General features: G+C 59.4%; 12 protein-coding genes (1 of these 12 cut by a window edge). 2 read left to right on the plus strand and 10 right to left on the minus strand.

All coding sequences use genetic code 11. The features are described from left to right. Positions 1–493: the final stretch of a M23 family metallopeptidase gene (locus KW403_RS04810; protein WP_223021610.1), read on the plus strand. It extends 1,445 nt beyond the left edge of the window; 493 of the gene's 1,938 nt are visible here — the last part of the coding sequence; its start codon lies off the left edge, out of view; the stop codon is at positions 491–493. 160 nt (positions 494–653) lie between these two features. On the opposite strand, the gene KW403_RS04815 is transcribed toward KW403_RS04810, so the two are convergent. The 7 genes from KW403_RS04815 to KW403_RS04845 all read right to left on the minus strand — a co-directional run bounded on the left by KW403_RS04815 (position 654) and on the right by KW403_RS04845 (position 11,859). Beyond that, positions 654–2,141: a L,D-transpeptidase family protein gene (locus KW403_RS04815; protein WP_223021611.1), complete on the minus strand. Its 1,488-nt coding sequence runs from the start codon at positions 2,139–2,141 to the stop codon at positions 654–656. 264 nt (positions 2,142–2,405) lie between these two features. Continuing rightward, the gene (gene clpB / locus KW403_RS04820; protein WP_223021612.1) at positions 2,406–5,027 is read right to left on the minus strand and encodes an ATP-dependent chaperone ClpB; all 2,622 of its coding nucleotides are present in this window, start codon (positions 5,025–5,027) and stop codon (positions 2,406–2,408) included. Between the two features lie 213 nt (positions 5,028–5,240). Further along, positions 5,241–5,942 carry a DUF4167 domain-containing protein gene (locus KW403_RS04825; RefSeq protein WP_246637897.1) on the minus strand — a complete coding sequence of 234 codons (702 nt, stop codon included), beginning with the start codon at positions 5,940–5,942 and terminating at the stop codon, positions 5,241–5,243. 319 nt (positions 5,943–6,261) lie between these two features. Then, on the minus strand, positions 6,262–7,146 hold the full coding sequence (prmC, locus tag KW403_RS04830; RefSeq protein ID WP_223021613.1) for a peptide chain release factor N(5)-glutamine methyltransferase: 885 nt from the start codon (positions 7,144–7,146) through the stop codon (positions 6,262–6,264). After that, positions 7,139–8,218 carry a peptide chain release factor 1 gene (prfA, locus tag KW403_RS04835; protein WP_223021614.1) on the minus strand — a complete coding sequence of 360 codons (1,080 nt, stop codon included), beginning with the start codon at positions 8,216–8,218 and terminating at the stop codon, positions 7,139–7,141. Before prfA ends, prmC begins: the two co-directional genes overlap by 8 nt. 21 nt (positions 8,219–8,239) lie before the next feature. Beyond that, the gene (gene ptsP / locus KW403_RS04840; protein ID WP_223021615.1) at positions 8,240–10,510 is read right to left on the minus strand and encodes a phosphoenolpyruvate--protein phosphotransferase; all 2,271 of its coding nucleotides are present in this window, start codon (positions 10,508–10,510) and stop codon (positions 8,240–8,242) included. Between the two features lie 74 nt (positions 10,511–10,584). Next, on the minus strand, positions 10,585–11,859 hold the full coding sequence (locus tag KW403_RS04845; RefSeq protein ID WP_223021616.1) for an aspartate kinase: 1,275 nt from the start codon (positions 11,857–11,859) through the stop codon (positions 10,585–10,587). Positions 11,860–12,148: 289 nt separating this feature from the next. Between KW403_RS04845 and ubiG the strand changes: the two genes are divergently transcribed. Beyond that, on the plus strand, positions 12,149–12,898 hold the full coding sequence (gene ubiG / locus KW403_RS04850) for a bifunctional 2-polyprenyl-6-hydroxyphenol methylase/3-demethylubiquinol 3-O-methyltransferase UbiG (protein WP_223021617.1): 750 nt from the start codon (positions 12,149–12,151) through the stop codon (positions 12,896–12,898). A 6-nt stretch (positions 12,899–12,904) separates the two neighbouring features. Here the strand turns inward: ubiG and KW403_RS04855 are convergent, their stop codons facing one another. Genes KW403_RS04855 through grxC form a run of 3 tightly spaced genes read right to left on the minus strand, consistent with a single transcriptional unit; the run spans position 12,905 to position 14,453 of the window. Then, a complete protein-coding gene (locus tag KW403_RS04855) occupies positions 12,905–13,330 on the minus strand; it encodes a DUF1178 family protein (protein WP_223021618.1) in 426 nt (141 codons plus the stop codon). Next, positions 13,327–14,190 (minus strand): carbon-nitrogen hydrolase family protein, encoded by an 864-nt coding sequence (locus tag KW403_RS04860; RefSeq protein ID WP_223021619.1) that lies wholly within the window; start codon positions 14,188–14,190, stop codon positions 13,327–13,329. Before KW403_RS04860 ends, KW403_RS04855 begins: the two co-directional genes overlap by 4 nt. Beyond that, a complete protein-coding gene (gene grxC, locus KW403_RS04865) occupies positions 14,187–14,453 on the minus strand; it encodes a glutaredoxin 3 (protein WP_223021620.1) in 267 nt (88 codons plus the stop codon). Before grxC ends, KW403_RS04860 begins: the two co-directional genes overlap by 4 nt. Between the last annotated feature and the right edge of the window lie 3 nt (positions 14,454–14,456).

The following is a 14,456-nucleotide window of genomic DNA, read 5'->3' on the forward strand; positions in this document are numbered from 1 at the left end:
CCCGAACGGCCGGTTCACATCGGGGTTTGGAATGCGGCGTCATCCGGTGTTGGGCTATAGCAAGATGCATACGGGCGTCGATTGGGCCGCTCCACGTGGCACCCCGATCATCGCCGCCGGCGATGGCGTGGTGGAAAAGGCGGGATGGGCCGGCGGATATGGCCGCCAGACCATTATTCGACACAATAACGGGTTTAAAACCTCCTACAATCACCAGAGCGGCATTGCCAAGGGCGTGACGGCAGGTGGGCGTGTTCGTCAGGGACAGGTCATCGGCTATGTCGGTGCCACCGGCCTGGTGACGGGCAACCACCTTCACTACGAGATGATCGTCAATGGCACCAAGGTCGATCCGATGCGTGTGCGCCTGCCCGACAATCGCGGGCTCAAGGGCGAGGACCTGCTGGCTTTCGAACGCGAGCGCAGTCGCATCGATGAGTTACTGAAAGAAAATGAGGACGCGCCGCTGTCAGTGGCATCGAGCGGCAGTTGATCATAGCCACCCCGAGCGAGCCAGCGGCCGGGTCCGACGCGATATCAGGCGGTTCAGACATGCGATGCCGCCAATATCGTCACCGGCCTCGCTGATCGCCTTATACAGCCACCAAGGCTCAGAGCTCCAGTCAGTCGCTGGCCAGTACATTTCCCTGCCTCTATTCAACGAAAGTAACGGTGACCCCCGGCTTGACGCGCTTCGCAAGTTCTTCGGCATCCCAGTTGGTCAGCCGGATACACCCATGAGAAGCCGTCTTTCCGATCTTTGACGGGTCCGGCGTGCCGTGGATGCCGTAAGTCGGCTTTGACAGGGCGATCCAGACGGACCCCACCGGGCCATTGGGTCCGGGCGGTATGGTCAACACCTTGTCGTTGTTCCCCTGCTTGAAGTTGATTTTCGGATTGTATGTGTATTCCGGATTGAGCGCGATCCGAGACACGGTATGTGTTCCCGTCGGCGAGGGCGTGTCGGATGAACCGATCGTCGCGGGATACGCAGCGACAAGCTGATCGTCTTCATTATAGGCACGCAACTGCTTGGCACTCTTGTCAGCCACGATGCGGGCGACGCTCGCCTTCATGGGCTTCCCGACATTCACCACCTTGATGATCGTGCCTGCCCGATTGAAATTCGCATCGGGATTGAGGGCAACGAGGTATTTCTCATCCATGTGAAAGCGCTCTGCGAGCATCTCGATCACGGATGTGTAGGATAGGGCATCAAGCTGAGCCTTGTGTGCGTAGTCAGCCGGTACCGAAGCGATATAAGGCCCTGCAGCGTCCTCTGCGGTGATGGTATATTCCTTGAAGGCCGGACCGCCCGTGCGTTCCAGTTCAGCCTCGATCCATTCCTTGTCGTAGGTTCTGAGCGTCTGCCCCGTTATCTCACGATAGGCCCGGATCGCCTTGTTCACGTTGTCGCCGGTGCGGCCATCGATGACACCGGGCGAAGCGCCCATACGATCAAGCAGCACCTGAAAGCGGGTCACATCCTCGCTAACCCCGCGTGGCCTGACCACGGCGCTGTCCCTTGGCAGAGCCGGCGTTACGGCAGCGCCACCTGACCCTGGATTGTTTCCTGTGCGCTGGTCGGGGAGCCCAGCCATATTGTCACGGGCGTCCGGGGCATCGAGCGGGGTTCGTTCGATGGGCTCGCGACCATAGTTCGGGTCCTCCGGATAAGCATCACGATCATCATATCGCGGAGCATTCGCATACGGATCCGAATAGCGGTCGTCGGGCGCATTACGCGCTCTGCCGCGGTTGCGCCGGTAACGATCGACCTCGCGGGGATCGGAGAAATCATAGACCTGGCCATCGAATTCGCGTGGGCGCGACGGTCGGCGCCCATCCTGCCGTCGACCCGGCGCCGCCGGGCGAATCTCCACCACCTCGCCGGTAAAGGCGTCGACGATGATTTCACGGCCGTACTGATCAATATAGACATCGAAATCGTAATTCTGAGCGAGCTGGACAGGCGCTTCCAGCGACTTGGCATCAGGAATAGCCTGGTTGTTTGCAAGCCCGTTGGTCAGGTGAAATGACGCGCCATCGCGCCACGTGTCGAGCTCCGGCATCACGGCCCAAGCTGAGGACGGCGCGGCAACCAAATACAAAGCGGTCAGAAAATTCAGTTTCACGTTCATCGCCCCTCGACTCATCCCACATGGACAGGCTGTTCGCGTAGCGAGCGATTCGCCCATTTGACGAATGATTTACCATAGGAGATGAACCGGACGTGAAGATGGCGAAGGTTGTGACAATTTCGAGGCGAGGTCACACCGGATCCAACCCCATCTCCCGCCGTGCCTTGCGCGCCACCCCATTGAACGACATGGGTGGGCTAAGGGAGGGCACCGCAAACCGCGTTGTAGTTGTCGATCTGCATGCGCCCTCCCCGGTATTGGTGGTCAAGCAGCCTGCCCGGCCTGTTCTTCCAGAGAAGCCTTGCGAGGCCGGAAATTGAGCCGGTCAGAGCCGGCCATGACCTTCACAATCGAGCCATCCAGGATATCCCCCTTCAGGATCTTTTCTGCCAGCGGATCCTGTAGCTCTCGCTGGATCACGCGTTTCAGGGGCCGCGCACCATAGGCCGGATCATACCCCTTGTTGGCCAGCCACTCGACGGCCTCACTATCGAGATCCAGTGTGATCTGGCGGTCCGCGAGCAAGTTTTCCAAACGCTGCAACTGGATCTCAACGATCTGGCCCATGTCCTGACGGCGCAAACGGTGGAAGAGGATGACCTCATCGATCCGGTTGAAGAACTCCGGCCGGAGTTTGGCCTTGACCAGATCCATCACCTCGTTGCGAACCTTGTCGACATCATCACCCTCATCAAGATTCACGAGGAACTCGGCACCAAGGTTGGATGTCATCACAATGAGGGTGTTGCGGAAATCCACCGTGCGACCCTGGCCGTCCGTAAGGCGTCCGTCATCGAGGACCTGCAACAGGACATTGAACACGTCTTGATGCGCCTTCTCGATCTCGTCGAAAAGGATGACCTGATAAGGCCGGCGTCTGACCGCCTCCGTCAAAACACCGCCCTCCTCATAGCCGACATAGCCGGGGGGAGCGCCGATAAGCCGGGCCACGGAGTGCTTCTCCATAAACTCCGACATGTCGATGCGCACCATGGCCTGCTCGTCGTCGAAGAGGAAAGTAGCAAGCGCCTTCGTCAACTCGGTCTTGCCGACGCCTGTCGGGCCCAGGAACATGAACGAGCCGATCGGCCGGTTGGGATCCTGAAGACCCGCACGAGCACGGCGGACGGCTTTCGAAACGGCTTGAACCGCCTCCCCTTGTCCGACGACGCGCCTGGCCAGTTCATCTTCCATCCGGAGAAGTTTTTCGCGCTCTCCTTCGAGCATCTTGTCGACCGGAATCCCGGTCCAGCGAGAAACGATATGGGCGACGTGATCGGGCTTGACCGTCTCCTCGACCATCCCGCCGGCACCGTCTTCCTCGCCCTGAGCCTCAGCCGCGGCCAATTTCTTTTCCAGCTCCGGAATCTGCCCATAGGCCAGTTCACCGGCGCGCTGGAATTCACCCTTGCGCTGGGCAATGGCCAGTTCATTGCGCGCTTCGTCCAGCTGCCTCTTGAGATCTGCAGCAAAGCCGAGCTTATCCTTTTCTGCAGCCCAACGGCTGGTCAGGCGCGCCGATTCTTCCTCCAGATCGGTCAGCTCGGTTTCGAGCTTGGCGAGGCGATCGCGCGAGGCTTCATCTTTCTCCGCTTTCAGCGCTTCGCGCTCGATCTTAAGCTGCATGATGCGCCGGTCGATCTCGTCGAGCTCCTCCGGCTTGGAATCCACCTGCATGCGCAGGCGGGATGCCGCCTCGTCCACCAGGTCGATGGCCTTGTCGGGAAGAAACCGGTCGGTGATATAACGGTTGGAAAGCGTGGCGGCCGCGACCAGCGCAGAATCGGAGACCCGCACCTTGTGGTGCTGCTCATACTTCTCCTTCAAGCCACGCAGGATCGAAACCGTGTCCTCAACAGTCGGCTCTTTCACGAAAACCGGCTGGAAACGGCGTGCCAGCGCTGCATCCTTTTCCACGTGCTTGCGATACTCGTCGAGCGTCGTGGCGCCGACGCAGTGCAGCTCACCCCGCGCAAGCGCAGGCTTGAGAAGATTGGAAGCGTCCATGGCGCCATCAGCCTTGCCGGCCCCGACAAGCGTGTGCATCTCGTCGATGAAAAGAATGATGTTGCCGTCGGCAGACGTCACCTCCGACAGAACGGCCTTCAGCCGCTCCTCGAACTCACCGCGATATTTCGCGCCAGCAATGAGAGCGCCCATATCAAGCGCCATCAACTGCTTATCCTTGAGGGATTCAGGCACATCCCCGTTCACGATACGCAAGGCGAGCCCTTCGGCAATGGCCGTCTTGCCGACGCCTGGCTCCCCGATCAGCACCGGGTTGTTCTTGGTACGCCGGGAGAGGACCTGGATCGTGCGCCGAATTTCGTCATCGCGGCCAATCACCGGGTCGAGCCGACCGGCTCGGGCGTCCGCCGTCAGATCACGCGCGTATTTCTTGAGAGCATCATAGCCCTGTTCGGCGCTGGCCGAATCGGCGGTGCGACCCTTGCGAATATCGTTGATGGCCTGATTGAGTGCCGTCGGGGTCACCCCTGCCCTGGACAGTATATCAGCGGTCTTTGCTGATTTTTCGACTGACAGTGCGGTCAACAAACGCTCAACCGTGACAAAGCTGTCACCGGCCTTCTTGGCCAGGTCCTCGGCAGTCGAGAAAACTTTCGCAAGCGGCTGAGCCATATAAAGCTGGCCGTTGCCGCCCTCCACCTGGGGCATGGCCTTCAGCGCCGCTTCGACGCCGAGACGCACATCCTCAGCCCGCCCACCTGCACGCTCGATCAGCGATGCTGCAAGCCCCTCTTCATCATCGACGAGCACCTTGAGCAAGTGCTCCGGGGTGAATTGCTGATGGTTGCTGGTAAGCGCAAAGGTCTGTGCAGCCTGAATAAATCCGCGCACACGCTCTGAATATTTTTCAAAGTTCATAAGTGTCTCCATTTCCCTGCCAGCCTGCTTTGCAGCACCGGCAACGATTAATGCGACGGGCTCCCATAAACCGTGATGTGGTCAGATTATCACGGTCCGGTGTGGCAAGCCCAACTGATTGAGATATGGGAACATATCCCTATCGGCACAAGATGGAGGCCAAATGAAAACGGCGGGGAAGCCCCGCCGTCATTATTTCAAAGAACGCTTTGTTCAGCCCTGAGCTGCAATCTCTTCCGGCACAGAGGCGGAAGGCGCTGTCTCATTGCCATCACCGCTGCCATCACCGCCTTCTGCATCCTCGCTCTTGCGGGCACGCGTACGACGCGGGCGTTTGGCGGGCTTTTCGCCTTCCTGCGCCCCTTCGGCATCCTCTGTCTTGGCAGCAGCTGGCTTCCGGCTGCGGCGTGCAGGCTTCGGCTTTTCATCGTCTGCACTGCCGTTCATACCACCGGCAGCGTGACCATTTCCGGCGCCGCCATCCTCGCCGTTCAATGCCAGCTCAGCCGGCACACCCTGAATATCAGGCTGCGGGCCGGAACCGTCATCGACGCGTTTCTGACGCTGAGGCTTCTGGCCTGCATTGTTGGCTTCGGCAGCATCCTGCTCATCGCCATCATCAGCATCGTCACGATTTTCGCGCGTCTGCTGCTGTTGCTGCAACTGTGCCTGGGCAGCAGCGATGATGCGATTGTAGTGTTCCGCATGCTGCAGATAGTTCTCGGCCATCACACGATCACCGGAACTTTGCGCATCGCGCGCCAGGGTGGTGTACTTGTCTGCAACCTGTTGTGCGGTCCCGCGGATTTTTACGTCCGGGCCATTGCTTTCGTAGCTGCGCGCTAAAGGATTTGGGCCTTTGCGGTTGTTGTTGCCGCGACCGCGCATGCGCCTGTTCTGCTGTTGTGGCCTCATTCGACTCTCTTGGTTTTTGAGACTGCTTGTTCGAGACAGATTTTTGAAACGATACTCTTTTCAGATGGCGGACGATGGCGGGAAGCCAGCAGTCTCACATCTCCCCTTGGCTCTGTGCCGCACCGCATTCTGCGGGCGCCAACGCCATTGCTGTTCCGCTTCAAATCAGTTGCCGGACAATCCCCGCAAAGAAGCAGAGGCGATAAACGCCCTTCACGACAGCTGGTCCTCGGGAACCGAATCGATAACGGTGCTGTCTGCTTCGTCCCATCCGGTAGGCGGAACCTAGCGGCATTCTTTTGCAATGCCAAGCTTTTTTTCAACCTTGTTCACGAGGCGTTTCCTGAGCAAAAACCAGCACCCGGTCATGCCCGGCGAGATCTTGACCGTGCGCTTTCAAACGGAAACCGTGTTCCGTAAAAAGACCGACCACGCTCTCCTTTTGGTTGTATCCGATCTCCACGGCAACGATCCCACCCGGCGACAGGAAAGGCGAGCTTTCGGCAGCAAGCCGCCTGTATGCATCCAGACCGTCCTGACCGGCAACAAGCGCCCGTCGCGGATCATGTTCCCGGACCTCTATGGCGAGGTCGCGCCAATCATCTTCCCGAATATAGGGCGGATTTGAGACGATGATATCATATCGACCATCAATATTGCCGAACCAGTCGGACAAACGTGCTTCAAACCGGTACCCGTAACCATGCATATCGGCATTGGCGTGCGCTGTTGCAAGCGCATCGGCAGAAATATCTGCGCCTATGGCCCGCGCTTCAGGCAAGACACTGAGCAGAGCAAGGGCAATCGCCCCCGTGCCGGTCCCCAGGTCGAGAATGCGCCAGGGGCGGCCCTCGCCGCCAACGCGGCGCACTTCGTCCAGCACCAGTTGAACAAGTGTTTCCGTGTCGGGGCGAGGCTCCAGCGTTTGATCGGAAAGGTTGAATTTGAGCCCGTAAAATTCCCTGAAACCGAGGATCCGGTGCACGGGTTTGCCGGCAATGCGCTGATCGATGAAGCGTTGCGCGAGATCGCGTTCTTCGGCGCCGACCGGTCTCTCAGGGCGCGATATGGCATCGAGCCGTGTGGTCTGGGTGACATGCTCGACCAGAAGACGCGCATCGAGTGCCGCCTCAGGGATACCGGCATTTGCCAACTTACTTCGCGCCCATGACAGAAGCGCGCCAAGCGTTTCCGCGTCAGCCATCCGCCCCGGTTTCCGCAAGCAGCTTTGCCTGATGATCCGAGATCAGAGCATCGATCACCTCTTCGAGATCGCCCTCGATCACCCGATCCAGCTTGTAGAGCGTGAGGTTGATACGATGATCCGTAAGGCGCCCCTGCGGGAAATTGTAGGTGCGAATGCGTTCGGAGCGATCGCCGCTCCCCACCTGCAGCCGCCGCGCCTCGGAGCGCTCGTCGGCCGCTTTCATACGCTGCATGTCGAACAAGCGCGCGCGCAGGATCTGCATCGCGCGGGCGCGGTTCTGATGCTGGGATTTTTCGGCCTGCAGAACGACGATACCGGTCGGTATATGGGTGATGCGCACCGCCGAATCGGTGGTGTTGACGTGCTGACCGCCGGCACCCGATGCGCGCATTGTATCGATGCGGATGTCGTCCGGCTTGATGTCGACGTCGATCTCTTCGGCCTCCGGCAGCACGGCCACGGTGGCCGCGGAGGTATGGATACGCCCCTGCGCTTCCGTGGCAGGCACGCGCTGGACCCGGTGAACGCCCGATTCGAACTTCAGACGCGAAAACACGCCGCGGCCCGAGACGGTGGCAATGATTTCCTTGTAACCGCCGGCCTCGCCCTCGCTGGCAGACACCACTTCAACCCGCCAGCCCTGTTCCGAGGCATAGCGCTCATACATGCGAAACAGGTCGCCAGCAAAAAGCGCGGCTTCATCGCCTCCTGTGCCCGCTCGAATTTCCAGAATGGCGTTCTTGTCGTCAGCCGCGTCCTTCGGCAGAAGGAGAATCTGCATCTCTTCGCCAAGCGTCTCGATGCGTTCCTGAACCTGCTCGACATCGGCCTCGGCGAGCTCACGCATCTCCTTGTCGGTCGTCGGGTCGGCGAGCATCGACTTGAGATCGTCGAGTTCCGCTTCTGCCTGACGCAACTCCCGGATCTTGCCCGCAACCTCCTGCAACTCCGAATACTCGGATGCGAGCTTCACATACACATCAGGTTCCGGGCCAGCCGCCATTTGCGTTTCGATAAGCTCGAAACGTTTCAAAACCTGGTCCATGCGGTCGCGCGGCAAGTCGGTCATCGACGGGAAAGCCTGTCAGTTCTAGAGAGCAATTGAGTGCTTGTTGGCAAAATCGCGTAGCAACGCGCGAATATCAGTCGACGCGCTGTGGTTGGCAAGCGCTTCGTCCATAACAGTCGAGAGGTCTGATAGAGGCAATTCGCAAAGCATTGCCTTTACCGGGCCGATGGCCGCCGGAGCCATGGAGATGGAGCGGAAACCCACTCCGAGCAATGCCATTGCCGAGATCGGTCGCCCCGCCAGCTCACCACACAGTGTCACCGGCGTTTCCGACTGATCGCCAGCGCGCACAATCTGGCGCAGAATGCGCAGAAAAGGCACACTCAAGGGATCGAAGCGATCGGCAATACGCGTGTTGCCGCGATCTGTAGCCGTCACGAACTGGAACAAATCGTTCGACCCCACGGAAACGAAATCCACTGCCTGCATCAGCTCTTCAAGCTGCCACAGGAGGGAGGGCACCTCGATCATGGCGCCGATCTTGAGTCGTGTCGGCAGGAGATAGCCGAACCGGGAGAGATGCCGTACCTCGCGATCAATGATGTTGCGGGCCTGACGCACTTCGTTCACTTCCGTGACCATCGGCAACATCATGCGCAGCTCACGCCCGCCTGCCGCTTTCAGAAGCGCGCGGATCTGCGTACGCAGCAATCCCGGCCGATCAAGCGTCAACCGGATGGCACGCCAACCCAACGCGGGATTTTCCTCATGCTGCGCGCCCTTGAAATAAGGAAGCACCTTGTCTCCGCCAATGTCGATCGTGCGGAACGTAACGGGCTTGCCATCAGCCGCTTCCAGCACTTCCCGATAAAGCCGCTCCTGCGCCTCGACTCTTGGGAAAGCCGCCGCCACCATGAACTGAAGTTCGGTGCGGAAAAGCCCGATACCGGCCGCGCCCGACTGCGCCAGCTGCGGGAGATCGACGGCGAGCCCGGCATTCATCATCAGGTCCACCGGAACGCCATCTTTCGTTTCCGTGGGCCGGTCGCGGAGTTCCTGATAAAGCTTTTGGCGCCGGGCACGGAAACGCACCTTCTCGGCATACGCGCCCTCGACATCCGATTGTGGGCGCAGATGCACCTGACCATCCTCGCCATCGACGATGATCGCATCACCATTCTCCGACATGGAGACGGCACCCTTCACCTGGCCAACCGTGGGCAAACCGATGGCACGAGCAACGATAACGATATGGCTTGTGGGGGCACCTTCTTCCAGAACCAGTCCGCGCAGCTTCTGACGAGGATAATCCAGCAGTTCAGCCGCCCCCATGGAACGGGCGACGATAATGGCGTCCTTGGGCAAGATTTCTGCCAACGCGTCCGGTCCACGGCCCATCAGCTGGCGCAGAAGGCGGTTTGCGAGATCGTCAAAATCGCTCATCCGCTCACGCAGATAGGGATCCGTCATGTGCATCATGCGCGCGCGCATGTCGCTCTGCACTTTCTCGACCGCGGCTTCGGCGGTCAGACCATTGTTGATGGCCTCCTGGAGCCGCCGCACCCACCCGCGGTCATTGGCAAACATCCGGTAGGCTTCAAGAACGGCACGATGCTCGCCTTCGAACGCCACATCCCGGCGGGACAACATGTCGTCGATGGAAAGTCTGAGTGAGTCGAGCGCGGTCTCAAGCCTTTCGAGCTCGTCATCGCTATCTTCGTTGAAGAGAGCGGTGACGACGATGCGCGGCTCGTGCAAGACCACATGCCCCAGTCCGACCCCTTCGTTGAAAGGCAGGCCCGTCATGCTCACAGGACGGCTGAGATCCAACTCTATACCGGGACGCGTCAATCTTGCCAGATCACCGGTCGCGATCATTTCGGCAATGACCATTGCCACCGTTTCCAGAGCCTCAATCTCGTCCTCGCGGTAATGTCGCATGGTGCGGTTCTGCACCACGAGGACACCAAGCGTGCGGCCTGCCCTGAGCACGGGAACGCCAAGGAACGAGTGATAAATCTCTTCCCCCGTTTCCGGCAGATAGGTAAAAGCCGGGTGTTTTTGCGCGTCGGAGAGATTGAGCGGGCGTGCGCTGGCGGCGATGGTGCCGACAAGGCCTTGACCGAGACGAAGCTGCGCCAGATGAACCGCGCCCGGGTTCAGACCCTCGGTCGCGTAAAGCTCCAGCATGGAATCGGCGCGCAGGACATAGAGCGAGCATACCTCGGCGACCATGTTCTGGGCGATTTCGCGAACGATATGGTCGAGCCGCTCCTGTGGATCGAGCGCCTCGGCCATCAACTCCCGCAATCGCCTTAACAGCACCCTTGGGCCGCCGGCAGAATCTCGCATCGAACCCCTCTCCCTCGGCCAATGCCAGCCACTTGCAGGAGCCAGGCAGAAGCCGGTTTTCGGGTTGTTGTTTTCTACTGCTTATCGAGACCGTAGACAGAATGCAAAGTACGAACCGCCAATTCGGCGTATGGACCATCAATCAGGATCGAAATCTTGATCTCGGACGTGGTGATCGCACGAATGTTGATCCCCTTCTCGGCCAGAGCCTTGAAGGCGATCGCGGCGACGCCGGCATGGCTGCGCATACCGATGCCAATCACGGAAACCTTCACCAGACCCGCTTCCGACTGAATCGCATCAAAGCCGATCGTTTCACGGACCTTGTCCAGAACAGCGACAGCCTTATCCAGATCCCCTGAGGGTACAGTGAAGGTCATGTCAGTGCGCGAACCATCCTCGGAAATGTTCTGCACGATCATGTCGACATTGATGTTGGCTTCGGCCAGCGGGCCGAAAATACCGGCAGACACGCCTGGACGATCCGCGACACGACGAAGCGATATCTGCGCCTCGTCCTTGGCGTAGGCGATGCCGGTGACGACTTGCTGTTCCACGATTTCATCCTCATCGCAAATGAGCGTACCGGGCGGGTTGTCGAAATCACCCATACCCGGCGCATCCGGATCCTCGAAAGACGATCTGACGAAGGTTCTGACCTTGTGCACCATCGCCAGTTCCACTGACCGCACCTGGAGCACCTTGGCGCCAAGGGAGGCCATTTCGAGCATTTCTTCAAACGAAATTTTGGGCAGGCGACGCGCCTTGGGTTCGATGCGCGGATCGGTGGTGTAGACGCCATCGACATCGGTGTAGATGTCGCAGCGGTCAGCTTTTACCGCGGCAGCGACCGCAACCGCACTGGTGTCGGAACCGCCGCGCCCCAGCGTGGCGATGCGGTTATCGGGGCCGATGCCCTGAAATCCCGCGACCACTGCAACCTGGCCCGTACCCATACGACGAACGATCTCGCTTCCGTCTATGTCCTCGATGCGCGCAGCGCCGTGTGCGTTGTCTGTGCGAATCGGGATCTGCCAGCCCTGCCACGAACGTGCATCAACACCCATGGACTGCAGGGCAATGGCCAAAAGCCCACTCGTCACCTGTTCGCCCGACGCAACAATGGCATCATACTCTCGCGCGTCGAAAAAAGGAGATTCCGCCCCCGTCGCCCGCGGCATGGCCTGCGCCCAACCGACCAGTTCGTTGGTTTTGCCAGACATGGCCGAAACAACAACGGCAACTTCGTGCCCGGCATCCGTTTCACGTTTTACATGGCGTGCCACATTATGGATGCGGTCGATATCGGCGACGGAGGTTCCGCCGAATTTCATCACGATGCGCGCCATGGGAACGGAGTGCCTTTGCTCGGAAATTCCAACCGCCGGGAAGTGGCGGACACAACATGGCGCAACGATGGAACCCACCTTGCGCCGCGCACTCCATACCCAAAAGATCACGCATCTGCAAGCAATGCGACAGCACCCTGCAATACGCTTGAGATCAGCACCTCAAACCATTGCAATCATGCCTGCAGTCGGCGGCGGAGTGCTTCACGCAATTCCCTGCTTGACAATCCGACCTTGCAACCCGACTTCATGAGTCCAGTTCAGAACAACACCCAGCGAGGGGTTTTCCATGTCCGAGGCCCAGCACACGACAATCGACAAGCGCGAGATCGAGCATTTTTCGGCCCTGGCGGCGGAATGGTGGAATCCGGCTGGAAAAATGGGCGTCCTGCACAAATTCAATCCGGTTCGCCTTGCCTATATCCGCGATCACGTTGCTGCTCATTTTGGGCGGGATCCCCATGCGGCGAAGCCCTTTTCGGGACTGCGCATGCTCGACATTGGTTGCGGAGGAGGGTTGTTGTGCGAACCCATGGCGCGTCTTGGTGCCGAGATCGTTGGCGCAGATGCTTCCGAAACCAACATCGAAGTTGCCAGGATCCATGCCGAACAGAGCAAACTCTCCATCGACTATCGCGCCACGACGGCGGAAGCGCTGGCCGAGGCGGGAGAAAGCTTCGACATCATCCTCAACATGGAAGTGGTGGAGCATGTCTCCGATGTGGACCTGTTTCTGTCCAAATGCGGCGCAATGCTGAAACCCGGTGGCCTCATGTTCGTGGCGACTATCAACCGCACGCTTAAGGCCTGGGGCCTGGCGATCATCGGTGCAGAGTATGTGCTTGGCTGGTTGCCACGTGGGACGCATCAGTATGAAAAGCTGGTGCGGCCGAGCGAACTGGAAAAAGGGCTTGGCAATGCTGGCATCCGGATCATCGATCGAAGTGGTGTCGTCTACAATCCGATCGGTGATCGCTGGCAACGCTCACGCGATACGGACGTCAATTACATGGTTGTCGCCACCAAGCCCTCTGTCTGAGGCGGGTCAGTTCTGCTCTTCCGGGAAGACCGGAAGGGGCATGAACTCAACGCCCTCTTCCATCAGTGCGGCTGCCTCTTCGGACGTGGCTTCGCCATAAATGCCGCGCGCTTCGGTTTCACCGAAGTGAATCTTGCGCGCTTCTTCCGCGAACCGATCGCCGACATAGTCCGCATTTTCTCGCACGGTTTTCGAGAGTTCCTTCAACTGGGCAAGCGCCTTCTTCTGTTGCTCCCCCATGGCAAGCGCCATCTGCTCGCGCTTCTTGCCGGTCGAAACAGCCGGCGCCATCAGCGCTTTTTCAACGCTGGAGGAAGCACAATGCGGGCAAGAGACGAGGCCACGCTCATTCTGCGCATCGAAGTCGGCATTGTTGCGGAACCATGCTTCGAATGTGTGGTCGTGCTCACAGATCAGATTGAAACTGATCATGAAGCCTTCCTTTCATGCGAAGCGCTGCCCGAAACACGCGCTACCGAGAAGTCACGCGCATTCTTCAAATTTGGAATCTTCGCGCGCGCTGCCGCCACCTGATCCAACTCGAGTTCAGCTATCGCGATACCCGGCGCGTCTCCATTCACCTCGGCCAGGATCCGTCCCCAAGGATCGACGATCAACGAATGACCGTAGGTTTCGCGTCCGTCCTCATGCAACCCGCCCTGCGCCGCGCTGACCATGAAGGCACCATTCTCTATGGCCCGCGATCGCACCAGAACATGCCAATGCGCTTCACCGGTCTGGCGTGTGAAGGCCGCCGGCGCGGTCAGCACCTGAGCTTCGGCTCGTGCCAGCGCGCGAAACAGTTGCGGGAAACGCAGGTCGTAGCAAATTGCGAAACCAAGCCGACCAAAGGGAAGGTCGGCCACGACAGCTCGTTCCCCGGGGGCGTAGGTGGCAGATTCGCGCCAGCTCTCGCCATTGTCGAGATCCACATCGAACATGTGGAGCTTGTCATAGGTAGTGATCAGTTGGCCTTGGGGGCCGAACAAGAAAGCACGGTTCGCCACACGTCCATTGTCCAGAGCGACGGCTGTGGAACCGAGATGCACATAAATCGATAATTCCCGCGCAAGAGACTGTGCCCGGTCGGTCACCAATGCCCCGCGCGCGCCAGCGATCCGCGACGCCAGATCTTCTCGACTGCGAACGAGAACACCTGTCATTTCGGGACTCTGTACATATTGTGCGCCCTGCCCCGCCGCGTCACGCACCAGAGCCTCGAAAGCATCGGCATTCGCTTCCGGTTCAGTGCCGGAACGCATTTGAAGAGCTGCAGCGACCAGCTTGCTCATGCCTGCCCCCCTGCCAGCAAGGCATCCAGTTTTCCCGCACGCTCAAGCGCATGGAGTTCATCGCAGCCGCCCACATGGGTATCGCCGATGAAAATCTGCGGGAAGGTGCTTCGCCCCTTCGCGCGCTGGATCATCTCCTGACGCAACTCGTCGGAGAAACTCGCATCATGCTCCTGATAGGCAACCCCTTTGCTGTCGAGCAAACGCTTGGCCGCGCTACAGAAGCCACACATCATCCGGGTATAGATCGTCACATTAGCCATAAT

Source organism: Nitratireductor kimnyeongensis (assembly GCF_019891395.1).
Taxonomy (GTDB): domain Bacteria; phylum Pseudomonadota; class Alphaproteobacteria; order Rhizobiales; family Rhizobiaceae; genus Nitratireductor; species Nitratireductor kimnyeongensis.

What these genes read in the sequence shown, in the direction of transcription:
- prfA (WP_223021614.1), bottom strand. Translation starts at nt 8,218, where the DNA reads ATGACCGACTTGCCGCGCGACCGCATGGACCAGGTTTTGAAACGTTTC.
- prmC (WP_223021613.1), bottom strand. Translation starts at nt 7,146, where the DNA reads ATGGCTGACGCGGAAACGCTTGGCGCGCTTCTGTCATGGGCGCGAAGT.
- ubiG (WP_223021617.1), top strand. Translation starts at nt 12,149, where the DNA reads ATGTCCGAGGCCCAGCACACGACAATCGACAAGCGCGAGATCGAGCAT.
- KW403_RS04825 (WP_246637897.1), bottom strand. Translation starts at nt 5,942, where the DNA reads ATGAGGCCACAACAGCAGAACAGGCGCATGCGCGGTCGCGGCAACAAC.
- clpB (WP_223021612.1), bottom strand. Translation starts at nt 5,027, where the DNA reads ATGAACTTTGAAAAATATTCAGAGCGTGTGCGCGGATTTATTCAGGCT.
- KW403_RS04815 (WP_223021611.1), bottom strand. Translation starts at nt 2,141, where the DNA reads ATGAACGTGAAACTGAATTTTCTGACCGCTTTGTATTTGGTTGCCGCG.
- ptsP (WP_223021615.1), bottom strand. Translation starts at nt 10,510, where the DNA reads ATGCGAGATTCTGCCGGCGGCCCAAGGGTGCTGTTAAGGCGATTGCGG.
- grxC (WP_223021620.1), bottom strand. Translation starts at nt 14,453, where the DNA reads ATGGCTAATGTGACGATCTATACCCGGATGATGTGTGGCTTCTGTAGC.
- KW403_RS04855 (WP_223021618.1), bottom strand. Translation starts at nt 13,330, where the DNA reads ATGATCAGTTTCAATCTGATCTGTGAGCACGACCACACATTCGAAGCA.
- KW403_RS04860 (WP_223021619.1), bottom strand. Translation starts at nt 14,190, where the DNA reads ATGAGCAAGCTGGTCGCTGCAGCTCTTCAAATGCGTTCCGGCACTGAA.
- KW403_RS04845 (WP_223021616.1), bottom strand. Translation starts at nt 11,859, where the DNA reads ATGGCGCGCATCGTGATGAAATTCGGCGGAACCTCCGTCGCCGATATC.